Genomic DNA, 15536 nt, shown 5'->3' with positions numbered 1-15536 from the left:
TGAAAAGACAACTTTCATACCTTTTAACATTCATTAATGAATGATTGTGAGCGGCTCTTAGAAAACGATCACAGTCACTCGATCAAATCCCCGTTTCGTCTAACAGCTGCACTCCGACGCCTAATAATCCAGGCCCTGTATGCACAACCAGTGCCGGTGAAATCTGTCCAAAGAAAATTTCTTTCACTTGAGGAAATTCTTGTTCAAGACGAGTTTTCATTTCTTTAGATTCTGCCAGCGCATCCCCCTGGGCCACGGCTAGGCGAAATTGTTTGTGATTTCCAATGTACTGTTTCACCAGTTCAACGGTCTTGTCCAAACTCTTTTTACGTCCTCGTGATTTCGCTACTGTGTAATAAATCCCTTCGTCATTACAAGAAATGATTGGATTCAATTTCAAGGCATTTCCGAGAATTGAAGCAACCAAACCAATTCGGCCGCCTTTTTGCAAGTACTCTAATGTCGCTACATTGAAAAAGACCTTATTTCGGACAACTTCTTGTAGCAGCTGTTCTTTGAGCTCTTGCCATGTGATTCCCTCATTCAGCAACTCAGCAGCTCTGATCGCTTGTAATCCAGCACCAATCCCGATATTTTTCGTATCTAAAACAAAAATATCCAAGTCATTCCGTTGTTCTCCCATCAAGCGAACAACATTATAAGTACCGCTCAACCCACTAGAGATGGTGACTGCCAGAACTTTTTCATAGCCATCGGCTTTGATTCGATCAAATATCTTGTTGATGGTTTCGCCATCGGGCAATGACGTACTAGGAATTTCTTGCGGCAATCGTTGATAGATCTCTTCCGCTGTAATATCCACTTTATCCGTATACGTCCGATCCTTGTATATGATCTGCAATGGCAACATATACATACCATATTGTGACATGATTTCTGCCGGGACATCGGTTCCCGAGTCGACAAGCAGGGCAATTTTCTCTTTATTCATGGGATTCTCCTTTGTGCGTTTCCAAGTAATTTACTTCTAGTTCAATCGTTTTTTCTGCCAATAATTTATTTGCAAACGAACGGGTCGCCCCTTTGATCGCGATCAGTTCTACTGGAATCGGATCGGTAGACACCGCTTCTTTTGACCCTGCTGCCTCTTGACAGACTGTCCAAATGGCTTTTTCCTGTTCTTCACAAAATAAATTGTACGCATTTCGTATCCCGACTACTTTTCCTTGAAACAATATTCCCGTCTTGATTTCTGGGATTGTCAACACTTGCTTCAACATCGTAATGGCAATCAAGAATGCCAAATGTTTTTGGTTATACCTTTTTTTCTCTGGGGGTGGGATCATCCCTTTTTTGACGTAATTATTGACCATTGATGATGTCAGCAGTGAATGTTTTTCCGACTGGATTACCGGCGACAAGTACTGATCGATCAACGTAATGACTTGATCCATGTACAGTTCCAAAGTTGGCAGCTCTTCCCACCGAGGCAAATGAAAGGAATTCAGCGACTCGCTCCAATCAAATAAATCTGAACGTAATTTTTCCATAATCTTCTCCATCTTAAATAGCAGAATATTGGTTTATCAAAAACTTTTTATCTGGTTTTGATAACTAGATAAATTTTACCATATACTGGTATTGGATTGTAGTCCTCTGCTCAAAATTTAGGAAAACAAAAGAATTTGATTTTTGAAACGCACAAACATCACGAACAAAGTGCGCTCTAAGTATTCTTCTGTTGGAAATTGAGATAAAAAACGGATTTTTTTTAACAGAACGATTGATTTTTAAAAGTCGGAGTGCTAAGATAATAAAGTAATTTTGATACGGGCCGTTAGCTCAGTTGGTAGAGCAGCTGACTCTTAATCAGCGGGTCGCGGGTTCGAGCCCCTCACGGCCCATTGGGTGCCAAACCCACGAGACTAGTACATTCTTGGCGCTTTCGAGCGTTTAGAAAAGAATGTGCGTAGTCTCATTTTTTTGTTTCTTTTTTTATACTCGCGTAAAAAGGTATTGAATGTTTCTTCTTTCTTTATTACTAGCAGAATGATTACATCGGTATCCTTACAGTAGTCGTGGTTTTGCTAAAAATTGGATACTTGCGTCATATACTGAGTGACTCTTTCTTCAAAATACATCCCTTTATTTTCCTCAAGTTGTTTATTTTCTTGTCATTTAGAACTAGAAAATGAAGTCATTTTCCCTAAATCTAGTTCTCTAAATCTATTCTTTTTTCATTATCTCAACAATGAATCTCTGTTTTAAATTCATCCACAAAAAAAGTACGTTCTCAAAATAAGAAAACGCACTTCTATTTCTTTATTATCACGAACAATTCTTCTCGTTCTTCACTTCCATCTACCCATTTTTTTTGAATCATACACTGATGCTAGCAAACTTAAAAAATGCTATCTCTCTCCAGTAAATTAAGACAATTCATTGTTAGAAGTCAATTTCTAAGAAATTGCGTTAGTAGCTATTCTTTTCTCAAGCAGCTAACCACTCAGATACCATGATTTTGATGATGGCAGCAATAGGTACTGCTAAAAACATTCCAACAATACCAAAATAAGCTCCACCAATCGTTATGGAAACGATAATGATGATCGGATTGATATTTAATGCGCCACCCATGATCCTTGGACCAATCACATTTCCATCAATTTGCTGTAAAATCAATAGAGCCAGCAGAATTGTGATTGCTTTACTGAGTCCTCCTGTAAATAATGTAACTACCCCAGTGACCAACGATGCAAAAATCGCACCAAAATATGGAATCATGTTACAAATGCCTAAAAGCAGCCCTAACGTGATGGCATACTTTACTTGAAAAAGAGACAGGATGATGGTGGATAAAATCCAAATGACACATGCATCTAAAAATTGCGAGCTGATAAATTTATAAAAAACCACATGTGTCGTATGGATCCATCTTTTCGAATTTTCAAATACTGTTTTTGACATTAATTTCTGAGATACCAAAGAAACAAAGTTCACTATCGAATCTTTGTAAATTAAAACATAGATAGAAACCACAATCGATAAAAAACTATTCAAGATGAAGCTTGACAAATTTATTGTAAGTCCGCCTAATGACGAAACAACTTGTAGCCAGTTTGCAGAAAGATTCTCCGTGGAAAACTTCTTCGTGAGCTCTGATAAAAAACGCTCAAACGGAATTTGTCTTAATATTCCCCTTTCCTCAAGTTCTTGTACATACCTAATCACTGATTCTTGAATTTGCGGCATGGCAGCGATCAAATCGTTGATATTTTTAATGATTAATGGAATCAAGTAACTTAACATGATAAATAAAAGAAAAAGAATCGATAGATACAACACAACAATACTCAAGGGATGGCTAGCTGATTGGATAGCTGGAAGCGGAATTTTTTCCAATAACATTTTAAAACGATTTTGTAATCCACTCAGCAAGTAAGCAAAAATAAATCCTATAACAAACGGAGCCAAAATATGCAAAAATCTTCCTAAGTGATTGAGCACTATTTGATAGTTTAGAATGATTAATGTTGCAATGATAATACTCATCCAAAAAATGAATCTACTTCCCCACTGATTCCAATTGACATTTAACTTTTTCATCAAGTCACCTCAAATTTCTGTTCTTCTATTGTCTCATCTTCCTATGAGATTTTTTCAAGAGTTCCTATCAATAGAACGATAGGATAAAAATAATTTCATAGTTGGTAGATAAATCAAATTCAATGACTCAGCTCTTTTCAATGATCTTCACCTGTCACTTCTTATTGTATGTGCTTTTAACCAAGTATCTGTTTTTTTCAATCAACTCTAGGAGAAATATTATTCGCTGACAGCTTGCTATTCTTACCAACCTTTCTAGGGTTTATTTCGTAATAAGGTATAGCTAGAATGGCTGCTGTGGTGGCAGCCCTAGTATTCGTTTCCTTTATCTGTTTGACGATATTCAACCAGCTCAGATGTCCGCTTTTGCGCATTCATTTATAGATAGTTAATATTTATGTGATTATTTCTATCTGCAATTAATCATACTAAAGAATCAGTTCTTTAAATAGCCCTTTCTCATAATAAAAAATCTGGGGCTGTGCCATAAGTCTCCTACAAGTAACAATATCCGAACAGTATATAGTATTGCTCCTGCGGTGCAGTGGCTCCTCGTCGCAAAAGTCCGAAGAGTCCATCCTAGCAATCGTATATTATTCGGTTTAACTTGTTGGATGATGACTTATGTCACAGTCCCAGATTTTTTGCAAAACGACACGTCATTCCTTATTGATGAAGGGCCTGCCGATGGTATAACCAATTTTTTTTGCTGTTCTTTGCCTCGAAAGATGTCCCTCTTTTACAAACACGCTGTGAAATCTTCAATTTGTCCTTCTACCCTTTTTTTCTCTGTTTTTTAAGTACCACATCACAAAGACAATGACTACGCCTAGCATTCCTATATAAGAAAAGGTGCTTCCAGTTTGTGGGAGTGTTCTTGGATCATTCAGGTCTGGTTGGGTGGGTTCTTCCTCTTGGTAAAAGCTCACAACCGCACGATTCTCATTTGTTGTCGCATGTCCAATCACTGTGCTCCTTGAAAAGACGGGGATAAAAAAGCATAGACCGACCAAAAACACGACCACTCTCTTTCTCATCGAATGCCTCCTATCGTCGGATCCCCGACTAGTTCCCAAGTAATTGTTGCTTGATACTCTCCCTTGTCCACAGGTGTATTGGCAGGCAAATGAAGTGAAACACCGGTTAATGTCTGGTCTTTTACTTCTCCAATTTGAATGATTGTTCTTCCGTATTCATCTCTTGTTCCTGATCCATCTCTTGCCGCAATCATTTGAGGGGTGGTTCCCAACAGGATAGTATTTTGGGGAATGGAAATACCTGTATGAACAGATTCGATCACTTTCAAGTCCTTCAAAGCGATGGCTGCTTCTCTTAACTCCTGATTTCTTTCATTTATAAAAGGGCTCATCGACGCATAAAGGCTCCACTGGGCAGTATCACTGTAATCACTGACCATAATCGTTGGAGCAGACTCTCCTTGCGCTGAAATATTTTGTCTACGGCTCGTTTTTAGGACGTCGCCAAAATCAAAATTGCCATGAGCAATTCCCGCAAATTCCAGTCGTCCAAGTCCAACTGCAAAGGATACCTCGTACGTCATTGAAAAACGGTACCCATTTTCTTTTGTTTGTGTCACTTGTACAACTGCTTTGCCTTCTTTGCCTGGTAATAGTGCATCAGAACGGATCAAATCAAACGAAAGCTCTTCTTTTTCCTGTTCCGTAAATTCTTCATGGAAATTGAAAAATTCTGTCATTCTCTGAAGGATTTCTTCTGTTGAACTACTAGCTGCAAAAGTTAATTTATTCGTCGTTAATTGATTCACTCGCAACAATTGGAAGCCGCTTGGTGTCATCATATACAGAGCCTCTGGCCAGCCAATCGCCTCTCGAACAGGTTCTTCATTTCTCGTGACCCATGTATTGGCTCCATTGTAATTCTGATTGGCTACTGCGAACCTATTTACGCTTAATCCGATCACATCACCAAAGTCAATCGGACTATTGTTTAACACATTGTTCCAAGCTTGTACGACACTGCTTCTTGATTGGTTTACTGTAAAAAAAGGAAGCAGCGTTTGGTTGGTGTAATCGTTGCGATAAATCGTATAACGTGGTCTTGATGTAACTTGATTCGGCCAAGAATTGCCAAATCCTTCTGATGCAACAAGAGATGGTCCGTTATCATTGATATGAAGACTGATTACTCCAGTGCTAGCACTGATTGCTGCTTCTCGTGAAAATATCGAGTGGCCCCATATCACTTCCACCGGTACATTTATCTGAGTCGCTGCTTGTGTTTCTACATGTACGACGGTGATTGGGACTTGCAGATTTCCCAGGAAAGTGGTGTTCGGTTGATTCAAAAGAGTGACTTTAAAGTCCTCACCTGCGACTTCATCTCCATTCAGCCTGACGTTTGTCACTAACTCATTCAGTCGTTCCTCGACAAATTTCCCACCTAGTCCTATCTTTTGAGGGACTGCTTCGGCTGTGAGCACAGTTTCGTCAGAATAACCGCTATGTTCACTTGGTTGAATCGTTTTAGACTCTTCCGTTCTGTCTGGAATCGTGCTTAATTCAGGATCAATGTTCTCTTCATCCAACCCTGAATCAAGCAAATCTAAGTTTCCCTCTGATTCATCAGCCGCATGATCTTCTGCATCTACAGGTTCAAAAAATTGATGTTCATCTGAATCAAGAGTGGAACTTTGGTCTTCTGCCCTTTGCCTCTCTGACGCATCAACGGTTTCCGCAAATAGGATTGTCGAGGGAAGCAAGTGCCCTGTAACGAGTAAACTTGCTATGGTGATAAGGACATTTCTTTTCATTTGATCGCGCCTTTCCCTTCAAATTAATCCAGAAGAATTTAGGGTGATTTATCCACCTATTCCTGTAGTCGGATCCGCAACCAGCTCCCAAACAATCGCAGTAGAATATTCAGTATTGTTTGCTGTGGTATTGGCTGGTATACGCAATACAACACCGTCAGTATGCCCTTCTCCATTTGATTGTCCTAATGCTAATGCCCAAGCACCTGACCCTTGCGCGGCATCTGCTGTGGCTAGCGTTTGTGCTGCTGCTCCGAGGACGATCTCATTTTGATTGACTATTGGTGTAGCAGCCGTTGCATTCACATAACGCAGCCCGGATAAAGTAATCGTTGCCCCAATCAATTCATGACCACTCGCATCTGCCAATTGATTCGGCTGTGATACTTGTAATTCCCATCCTAGCCGTTCACTTCCTCGGCGATCTTCTGTCGCGACAAAAGGCACACGCGAGACTTCTTCACCGTTTACCCACACATGATCGAGCCGCGCTTTTTGTTCAATCGCACGCGAGACATTTTGAATCTGACCAAAATCAAAGTTTGATACATAGTTGATCCGTAAAAGTCCCGGATAAGGATTGGTTGGTTCTTCGGGAGTAACCTCATTTCCTGGATTCTCCGGGTCAGGAACGACTGGGTTTGAAGAGTCATTTTCCAAGATATTCACTTTTCCTTCAGTCGTAATATTCGCTGCGTCATCATAAGTTGCCGCATCCCCCATTTTGCTACCCAATCCAAGACTAGCTGCTAAAAGTACAATTGATAATGTTCGTGTCGTTTTTTTCATTTTCTTTCCTCCGTTATCCTTTTAAAGTTCATTTTACGGGGTGTTCCTTCATAGTTTCACAAGATCCTGCTCATTCATTTCATTACGATTAAGCATTTTATGCTCTTTAATTTGCTGGATGACTCCGATAAGCCAGTCCTTTTTATATCATGGGTCGTTTTCTTCTCTTTTTTCTCCGAGTCTGCCTTCGAGTCCACCACATCACCAAAAGAACGAGGATCACGCCAATTCCGACAAATATCCCATATGACATGTAGGATGTCGTCCGCTCTAGATTGACCGCACTTTGATTTAATTGCCGGGCATCCGCATTCGTAATGGAAAAAGATTGTTCAAAGCGATACTCTTTTTCATCAGCTGTTACTTGCATCTTTAGAACATAATTCCCTGCTTCAATTGGCTGATTTCCAGCAGGGATGCCAAAGTTGAAATTAGAATTTGGTGCCATTCGCAACTCGTATGCGTCATATGTATAGATAGGGGTTCCACTTCCTTCTCTATAAATGCTTGACTGAATAGACATGTTGCGAACAATCACAGCAGCTCTATTTTGTAGATTTGCTTCAATGTGATTCCGATAATTACGCTGACACGCGGTCACCTCATTTAAAGACAATTCATTTTCAACTGCTGACCCGCCTACTCGATTTAAAAGAATGCCTACCGTATAGGCGACTTCATGAGTCACAGTTTGTTCACTCTGCTGATTCTTTTTTTCAGTAAAACGAATGCCTCCAAGGATATCCCCTTCCCATTCTTCTTGTGGTAAGGAGATAATCAGTGTTGTGAGTACCGAAGAACCTGCAGGAATCAGGAGTTCACTCTCTTCAATTGCGACCAGTTGATCCATTCGATGAATGAGAGAAGCATCATACGCTTCTTCCCCTAAATAACTGGGGATTCCATTTTGATTCGTAGAAGCTGGATTTACGGTCACATTCACGCTGATTTCTTCTTCAGAAAGGTTATACACTCGAATTGGAACAGTGCGTTGCTTTCCTGGCTCGTCAATGATATGGTAATAGCCATTCTCATTCACATTTCCATTCTCATCTAGTGGTTGGATTGAGAACGTATTGACGTTTTCTGCAAAAACTTCTTTTTGGAAGAGACCAATAGTCAATAGCGCCAAAACTGCTATCATGACAAATCGTCTAATTTTTTTTCTTAAATTGTTGTTTTCCACCACACCCCTCCTCAGTCTAATCTTTTGATAGTATAACTTGACGGTAAAGGCTGTCCCAAATTCATCTCTACCTTCATTTTGACTAAAAAAAGGAGTGAATCTAAAAAAAAGCAAGTGCAATCAATAATACGCAATGATTGCTCTCGCTCTTTTTATATGAAAAATGTTAATTTAATTATTAAAAATGATCCTTCTGGATGTTATAAGCGGGTTTACTGCATGATTCAGCGGAATAACTTAAATAGTGCCTCATTCAATAAGGATAGGATTCCCATGTCCTTATTAGATGTAAATAACCTACCTCAAGCGTATACGTCTGATTAAAAGCACGATCGATTTATTGCATGATCTCTCATCAAGTAACCTAAATGCTCTTTGACTGTTCAGTGGTATTATCTTATCTACATCTTCGTGTGTCAGTTGTAGTGGAAAGAGTCACAAACAACACTGATTATTGAAGCAACCCAATAAGTTAGATTTTTGGGGGTTGATCACTCTGGTGTAGTTATTCAGTCCAATTACATCGGAACCATATGCTTATTTTTCAAGAGAAAAGATGCGATCCAATCAAAGATTTGTTGAGGATCGGCTTCTTGTTCGAGTAAGTTGAAAAAACTTTCCTGTTCCAACAAAGCGACGAGCTCGGCAATGGCAGATAGATGTTTGCTGTGATCAATTGCTGAGAGGGTGAAGATGTATTTAATCGACGCTTTTTTGTTGATTATCACTGGTTCTTGTAAGACTGTGATGCCTAGGCCTAGCTTTAACGCGCCTTCTTCTGGCCGTGCGTGAGGCAATGCTACTTGATCCATGATAATGAAAAAAGGGCCTTCTTTGCGAACGTTTTGGATGATCGTATCAATATAACCACGTGAGATCACTTGATCCTTGATCAGTGGCGTTGCTGCCAAATAGAATGCCTCTTCCCAAGAGCGTACTTTTATATTAGTCAAAATGTACTGTGGGTTAAGCATATCAATCAACGCAACGGGCTTTCTTTCCTCGCCTAGGGTTGCTGAATAAGCTGGATTGACTTCTCTTCTGGTAAGGAGCAATTGCAATTCTTTCTTCAAACTTTTATCATCTTCGATTGTCGCATGCTTTTTGATAACAGCCATAAGTTCTTCCACCCCAATCAGAGAAATAGCTTCGCTGGGCTGATGGTAAACTTCTTGAATCAATTGATTTCTTTCTTCATTGGTCATTATTGGATTTACCACATAAACTGGCTTTTTCAGTGTATAAAGACTGACATTGGGTACCGTAGTAAAGATCAGGTCACATTCAGGGCGCTCAAGCAATAGTTCTTTGGTCTCAATGGGTCCAATAAAAATAATGTCCGGAAAAATCATTTTTAATTCATTATAGATCATGGCAGAGCTGCCGATTCCATTCGGACAAACAATCACACCAATTTTTTGATTGACTTGATATTCATCAAAGTCATTAATCAAAGAAGCAAAGTGAATGGTCAAAAAAGAGATTTCATCTTCTGGGATTCCGCGTTCAAAAAGATTTCCGATGGGACGTAATGTTTCTTGAACAATCTGATACAAATCTTCATATTCTTTAATAATCTTTTTATGTAAGGGATTGATGATCGGCAATTGAAAAAACAAGCGATAATAGGCTGGTCGAAAGTGACTATACAATTGATTGATGACCTTTTGCTGGTCTTTAAAGCGGATACCAGACAACAGTTCAAAGCGTTTGATGATGCGCTCGACCAATTCATGAATAATCGAAAAATCCGCTGATGGGTAGGTAGTATCCCCTAGCGCCATCCCCAGCAGCCACCCACAGACATACAATTGGGCTGATTTATTTGTGATGGAAAATTCTGCTAATAATTCTTTTGCAAACAAATATTCTTTCATCTGAAAAAATGTTTGGTAATTATAGGTTTCATAAAAAACTAACCACTGCTTGTTTAAGCGAGGAAGCATCATCGTAAACAAATAAGAAAACTCATTCAAGCGATTTTCTACTAACTCTAACGAAAAAGTTTTTAGTTTTTCCCTTGCAGTAGCTTCAATCTGCGAGAAGCCATCAATTTTTTCATTGACCAAGAAATAGTGATAGACAAACTCCTCCTGATTATCCCCAAAATCATGAAACATCATCTTCATAAAAAAATTGCGCAGATTTTCTTCATTCCCCATCAACCCATAGCCGTTTTTTCGCGTATAACCAATGGTGATCATTGACAGAGCCAGTTCTTTTTCTAATTTTTTAATATCTGCCATAAAGGTGGTCTTGCCGACACGCAGCGCAGATAAGAAGTGATTCACAGAGAGATAGTCTGATTCATAATAAAACAACATCAGAAAAATATATTTTTTCCGTTCTTCACTATTCATCTCATACTGGGTATAAACAGCACTGTTTAGGAAATCATTCAGAAAAAAAGCTTTTGCTTTTGGTGCTAATTGAATAAAATAAGGATCTGATCGAATCAACGGCTGTTTGTTGGCTTTTAATAGTTCATTGATTTTTCTAATTGCATAATCCAGTTGATTTTTTGACAGAGAAAAGAAGCGCATCATCTCCTCTTGCTCCATCAATGGTTTTTGAATCATTTTCTGTATCAGCTGTAATGTGCGTTGATCGATCATGATCCTCACTCCCCTCTTTGTTAATCCATAAATGTGTCAATCTCCTTGCGCAAACGTGTCGCATTCTTCGCGATTTCTGCTTGCGAGCCTTTTGTCAATAATGTTCCAACTCCCATACATTCTACACCAGCATTCAACCACTCTGTAACATTTGTCAAAGAAACGCCACCTGAAGATAAGATCGGGACAAACGGCAATGGTGTTTTGATCGTTGAGACGATCCCGGGCCCATGTAAAGAAGACGTTGGAAATGCTTTGATCATATCCGCCCCTGCTTCAAGAGCTTCTAAAACCTCAGAAATCGAGCTACAGCCTGGCATATAGCTGATCTGATAGCGATTGCTTATCTGTGCGACTTCCTTGGAAAAAGCTGGTGAGATAATGAATTCAGCATCATGTATAATCGCATCCCGGGCGGTTTCGCTATCCAATACGGTTCCAGCACCGACAACGATTTCATCTTGATAGATTTCCTTTAACTGCTTGATGATTTCTCCGGCATTGTTATTCGTATAACTGATTTCCAAGCAAGTTATACCACCGGCTTTACAGCCTTCAACAATTTCAACGGCTCGTTCCACTGTTTCGACCCGTACGATGGCCATGATTTTTTCTTTATGGATCCGGTTGAGGATCGCGAGCTTCTTATTCATTGAATCCCTCCACTTTTCGATATTCCGCTAAAACTTGATGAATCTCTGGATAGTCCTGTTCACCTACTGGCAGCACCGGCAGCTTAGGATCACCAACAGGAATCCCCATCCAACCTACGCTGTATTTGAGGACACTGGGTACTGTACCGAACTTTAAGATACGGCGAAAGTCTTCAATACTTAATTGATAGTTTCTTGCCTGCTGGATCTCTCCCATTTTAAATGCGTGATAAATAGATAAGTCAGTTGTCGTTAAGACATTTGAAGTCGCTGCGACTGCCCCATCAGCTCCACATTCCAATGCTTGCAAGATCAAAGAGTCAGAACCTACTAAAATAGAAAAGTCATCTCGTCCATTCAAGTTGAGATAGCTTTTGAGGTTTTCAATATCCCCGCTGCTATCTTTGATACCAATAATAGTGGGTATTTTCAGCAATGCTTTAAAAATGGTTTCATTGATCGAAATGCCAGTATTCTTAGGAATGTTGTAGAGAATCAATGGGAGCTTTGTCTTTGCAGCAATCATTTTGTAATGTTGGATCACTTCTTGATCCGTAAGCTTGATCAAATAAGGAGTGATAATGGAAGCCGCTGTGACTCCAATGGTTTGAAATTCATTCACTAAATCAATGACAGCTTCTGTCGAAATCCCGCCTGCTCCTGCAAATACTGGTACCCGACCTGCAGTCTCTTCCACAACGATCGTTGCCAATTCGAGCTTTTCAGCATGAGACAATGCATAAAACTCCCCATTGGTCCCTAAAATAAATAACCCATAGATCCCTTTCGCAATCAATTGATTGACTAGCCTTCTAGTAGCTGCTCGATCGATTCCCTGCTCGTCTAAAGGAGTGACCATGGCTGTAATGATTCCTTCGATCTTCATTCTTCTACACTTCTTTCTTGCATGATAGCACTCCCTAAGCTTCCTCCAGGATGCCAGGCATAATAATCATCAATATCAATGGCAGCTTCTTGCTGCAGTAAAATCGACAAGCTTTGTAAAACGATGATTTCTGCTAATATCGAGATTCGTGGGGGCTTGTTCAACGGATCTCCTTCATTCGTGATGCCAGCAAATAAGAAGGCATCGGAATGTTTTTGCAGCCATGAGTCGATACCTCCACTCACTCCGATGACTTTTATTCCTAAAGCTTTCAGAGTAAGAAGCGATTTTTTCAATTCTTCTGTTTCGCCGCTATTGGAAATAGCAATCACGACATCCCCTTTTTCGGCTTGTCCGGCAGAGCCGTGGATCGTTTCAGTTCCATCTAAAAAATAGGTAGGAGTGCCTGTGGAAGAAAGCAAAGCTGCTATATATTCCGCAACATGACTTGGCTTACCGATGCCAGTCACATGCACACGCCCCTTCTTTTTTTTTGCAGCAACGATCAGTTCAGCTGCATCAATCAACTGTTGTTGATTGATCTCATTCAAATAAGCTGTAAGCTCATCTTTGGTTGTTTGCAAAAAATAAGCTAAATTCGTTGTTTCCATAGAAAATCCTTTCTGTCACTGATTCGTTTTCACTGAATCTTTGCACACTTTGAGATAGTTCTTTTTGTGTGCAAAGATTCAGAAGTTCAGCTGATGACAAATGTCTTAGCGATCGATTACTGACCAAACAAACTTAATAGTTTATCTAATAAGATTCCCATGACGTTGTAGTCGATATTTGGGAATGTCGATCCCTCGATGCCTAAGCTACCATACACCGGGTAAAGAACTGTTGGTAAAAAGGCGAGTAACAGCCCGATGACAAAGGACCCTGCAATCGCTCCCCGCCAACCGCCAGTAGAGTTTCCAAAAACGCCGGCTGTTCCTCCGGAGAAAAAACAAATATGGGCTGCTGGAATGATCACGACTGGAAACTTGAAGACTACCATAATCAGCACCCCCAATAAGCCAGCGACATAAGAGGATAAGAACCCTACAATGACTGCTGTTGGTGCAAACGGGAAAACAGTTGGCACATCCAATGCCGGACGAGAATTTGGAATGAATTTTTCCGAGATCGAAACAAATGCCGCCGTAATTTCGGACAAGAACATGCGAACACCAGTCATCAAGATCGACATCCCCGCAGTAAAGGTAAATGCCTGCACGAAAGGAAAGACCAGCCAATGAGTCGTTCCTGCTAATTCTTGAGTGACATCTCGTCCCGCTTTTAATGCGGAGATATAGAATAGCACTAGCATAACTGCCGCAACGCCCATCAAGAAGTCTCTAAAAAAGGATAACCATTTAGGAAAATTGATGTGTTCCGTTGTTTTATCTTTGTGTTTACCAAATAGCATCCCAATGTAACCAGACAATGCATAACCCACCATGTTAAAGTGTCCAATGGCGGTCTCATCACTGCCAGTAATGCGCCGCATAAATGGTTGGCACAGCTGAGGTAACGCAGCAGAGAAAAAGCCGAGTAATGTTCCGCCAATTAATATCGCTGGAATATCAGCAAACTGATGAGCCTTTAGAATCAATGACAACACACAAGCGAAAAACAAACTATGTCCTGTGGTAAAGAAAATATTTTTAAATGGCGTGATTCGAGCAATGACTAAGTTCATCAAAAAGCCGAGAATCAATGTACAACTGGTCACAAATGCAAATTCTGTTTGGGCTAGTGCAGTGGCGGCCTCTGGCGATGCAACGACCCCTACGATGTTGAACCCTTTTTGGAATAGGGTATTGAAATTCTGTAGTGCGCCAGTCATGATCGAACCGCCGGAACTGAATACTAAGAAACCGATGATGGTTTTAAAGGTTCCAGTCAACACTTCGGTCATTGATTTTTTTTGGGCCAATAACCCAATCATTGCAACTAAACCTAAAAGTACGGCTGGCGTACTAAGAAAACTGATAATTAAATCCATGAGCGTTTCTCCTTCATTGATTTTTAGACTAATGCGGCTGCGATTTTTTCTTTGATTTCTTTCTTATCAACGATGTTGTTGATCCCAATAATGGTTTGCTGTAAATTTTTTTCTCTTAATTCATTGGCAACATCTGTCAAAGTAATGATCAAATCTCCCGTAAAGCCGGAGACAGCATCTAAAGACGCATGTTCCACCTCGATTGGAAAGTCGTTTTCCCGGATGACTTCATTCACTTTGATTTTTAACATCAGACTTGAGCCTACGCCTGCTCGACAGGCAATCAATGCTTTATGCATAGTTATTCTCTCCTTCAAATTTTTTTAGAAATGCGATTAGCTCTTTTTTTTCGGTCATCCTTCCTAATAATTCCAGAAAGTCTTTGTTGCCCAGCAACTCAGCCAGTTCGGATAACAATGAAATATGGGATTCATTGTCTGGTGCGCTAAGAGGAAACAAAAACTTGACGGGGTCATTTGATTCATGACCAGAAATGACGGGTCGTTCTAATCGAGTGAATCCTAATGCTAATTTCTTTGCACCCTTCTCTATGGGTGCATGAGGCAGCGCAATTTGTTTCGTAATAACAATGTAAGGCCCAATCTCATGATAAATGGAAAGGATGGATGAAATGTATTCATTCTCGATGACATCGGCAGTCAATAGCGGCTGTGCGGATGCTTTGATTGCTTCGTCAAAATTTTCTACTGAGATATCCAATTGGATATAGTCTTCTTTTAATAATTCGCTTAACAAAGTTAACCACCTCTCGTACAAAGAATTCTCGAGTCTTCTTGTATGCGTTTACTATAAGCAATATCACTGGTACCGGCAATAGTGATTGCGTTCATCTCTTCTAGAAAAAAGCTTGAAAAACTGAACTGTAGCCAATGAAATTTGCTGAATTTTGCTGTTTTACCAACTTACAACAGCTATCCCTCTCTCAGTTTTTGTCATTCTGTTCAACTTATAGGTGCCATTACTAGAAAAATTGGACTAAATGCTTCTTAAGATCTGCTGCACATTGATCTAAACACTGAATAAAACAGAAAAAAGCAG

Annotated in this window: 14 protein-coding genes and 1 tRNA gene; 1 reads left to right on the top strand and 14 read right to left on the bottom strand. The window is 40.0% G+C overall.

Annotated features, from left to right (window positions below; genetic code table 11):
* Window positions 1-82: 82 nt before the first annotated feature.
* Together IGJ28_RS06180 and IGJ28_RS06175 are read right to left on the bottom strand one after the other, a co-directional pair.
* Window positions 83-952, bottom strand: coding sequence for a DegV family protein (locus tag IGJ28_RS06180; RefSeq protein WP_252712096.1), 870 nt, complete (start codon window positions 950-952; stop codon window positions 83-85).
* Window positions 945-1511: a DUF1836 domain-containing protein gene (locus IGJ28_RS06175; RefSeq protein WP_005471696.1), complete on the bottom strand. Its 567-nt coding sequence runs from the start codon at window positions 1509-1511 to the stop codon at window positions 945-947. Before IGJ28_RS06175 ends, IGJ28_RS06180 begins: the two co-directional genes overlap by 8 nt.
* 281 nt (window positions 1512-1792) lie before the next feature.
* Between IGJ28_RS06175 and IGJ28_RS06170 the strand changes: the two genes are divergently transcribed.
* Window positions 1793-1865 (top strand) — tRNA-Lys (locus IGJ28_RS06170).
* 586 nt (window positions 1866-2451) lie between these two features.
* On the opposite strand, the gene IGJ28_RS06165 is transcribed toward IGJ28_RS06170, so the two are convergent.
* The 12 genes from IGJ28_RS06165 to IGJ28_RS06110 form a co-directional block, all read right to left on the bottom strand.
* Entirely contained in the window at window positions 2452-3567 is a 1116-nt protein-coding gene (locus IGJ28_RS06165; RefSeq protein ID WP_252712095.1) for an AI-2E family transporter, read from the bottom strand.
* A 761-nt stretch (window positions 3568-4328) separates the two neighbouring features.
* Complete coding sequence (locus tag IGJ28_RS06160) at window positions 4329-4604, bottom strand: LPXTG cell wall anchor domain-containing protein (RefSeq protein WP_060815096.1); 276 nt, start codon at window positions 4602-4604, stop codon at window positions 4329-4331.
* The gene (locus tag IGJ28_RS06155; RefSeq protein WP_252712094.1) at window positions 4601-6358 is read right to left on the bottom strand and encodes a WxL domain-containing protein; all 1758 of its coding nucleotides are present in this window, start codon (window positions 6356-6358) and stop codon (window positions 4601-4603) included. Before IGJ28_RS06155 ends, IGJ28_RS06160 begins: the two co-directional genes overlap by 4 nt.
* Window positions 6359-6406: 48 nt before the next feature.
* Complete coding sequence (locus IGJ28_RS06150; RefSeq protein WP_156248204.1) at window positions 6407-7147, bottom strand: WxL domain-containing protein; 741 nt, start codon at window positions 7145-7147, stop codon at window positions 6407-6409.
* 142 nt (window positions 7148-7289) lie between these two features.
* On the bottom strand, window positions 7290-8333 hold the full coding sequence (locus IGJ28_RS06145) for a DUF916 and DUF3324 domain-containing protein (RefSeq protein WP_252712093.1): 1044 nt from the start codon (window positions 8331-8333) through the stop codon (window positions 7290-7292).
* A gap of 518 nt (window positions 8334-8851) precedes the next feature.
* Window positions 8852-10948: a BglG family transcription antiterminator gene (locus IGJ28_RS06140; RefSeq protein ID WP_103300591.1), complete on the bottom strand. Its 2097-nt coding sequence runs from the start codon at window positions 10946-10948 to the stop codon at window positions 8852-8854.
* 20 nt (window positions 10949-10968) lie between these two features.
* A complete protein-coding gene (locus IGJ28_RS06135; protein ID WP_060815092.1) occupies window positions 10969-11601 on the bottom strand; it encodes a ketohydroxyglutarate aldolase in 633 nt (210 codons plus the stop codon).
* Window positions 11594-12487 carry a dihydrodipicolinate synthase family protein gene (locus IGJ28_RS06130; RefSeq protein WP_438845291.1) on the bottom strand — a complete coding sequence of 298 codons (894 nt, stop codon included), beginning with the start codon at window positions 12485-12487 and terminating at the stop codon, window positions 11594-11596. The genes IGJ28_RS06135 and IGJ28_RS06130 overlap by 8 nt, the downstream gene beginning before the upstream one ends.
* Window positions 12484-13098, bottom strand: coding sequence for an SIS domain-containing protein (locus IGJ28_RS06125; protein ID WP_003127416.1), 615 nt, complete (start codon window positions 13096-13098; stop codon window positions 12484-12486). Before IGJ28_RS06125 ends, IGJ28_RS06130 begins: the two co-directional genes overlap by 4 nt.
* Window positions 13099-13214: 116 nt before the next feature.
* Window positions 13215-14477: a PTS ascorbate transporter subunit IIC gene (locus IGJ28_RS06120; protein WP_156248206.1), complete on the bottom strand. Its 1263-nt coding sequence runs from the start codon at window positions 14475-14477 to the stop codon at window positions 13215-13217.
* Window positions 14478-14500: 23 nt separating this feature from the next.
* Complete coding sequence (locus IGJ28_RS06115) at window positions 14501-14776, bottom strand: PTS sugar transporter subunit IIB (protein ID WP_005471675.1); 276 nt, start codon at window positions 14774-14776, stop codon at window positions 14501-14503.
* A complete protein-coding gene (locus IGJ28_RS06110; RefSeq protein ID WP_060815089.1) occupies window positions 14769-15233 on the bottom strand; it encodes a PTS sugar transporter subunit IIA in 465 nt (154 codons plus the stop codon). Before IGJ28_RS06110 ends, IGJ28_RS06115 begins: the two co-directional genes overlap by 8 nt.
* Window positions 15234-15536: the final 303 nt, after the last annotated feature.

The sequence above is a fragment of the Enterococcus sp. AZ091 genome (genome assembly GCF_051714805.1).
GTDB classification, from domain to species: Bacteria; Bacillota; Bacilli; order Lactobacillales; family Enterococcaceae; genus Enterococcus_D; species Enterococcus_D gallinarum.
Note: the sequence above shows the minus strand (reverse complement) of the source record. Positions and strands in the feature narration are given on the sequence as shown.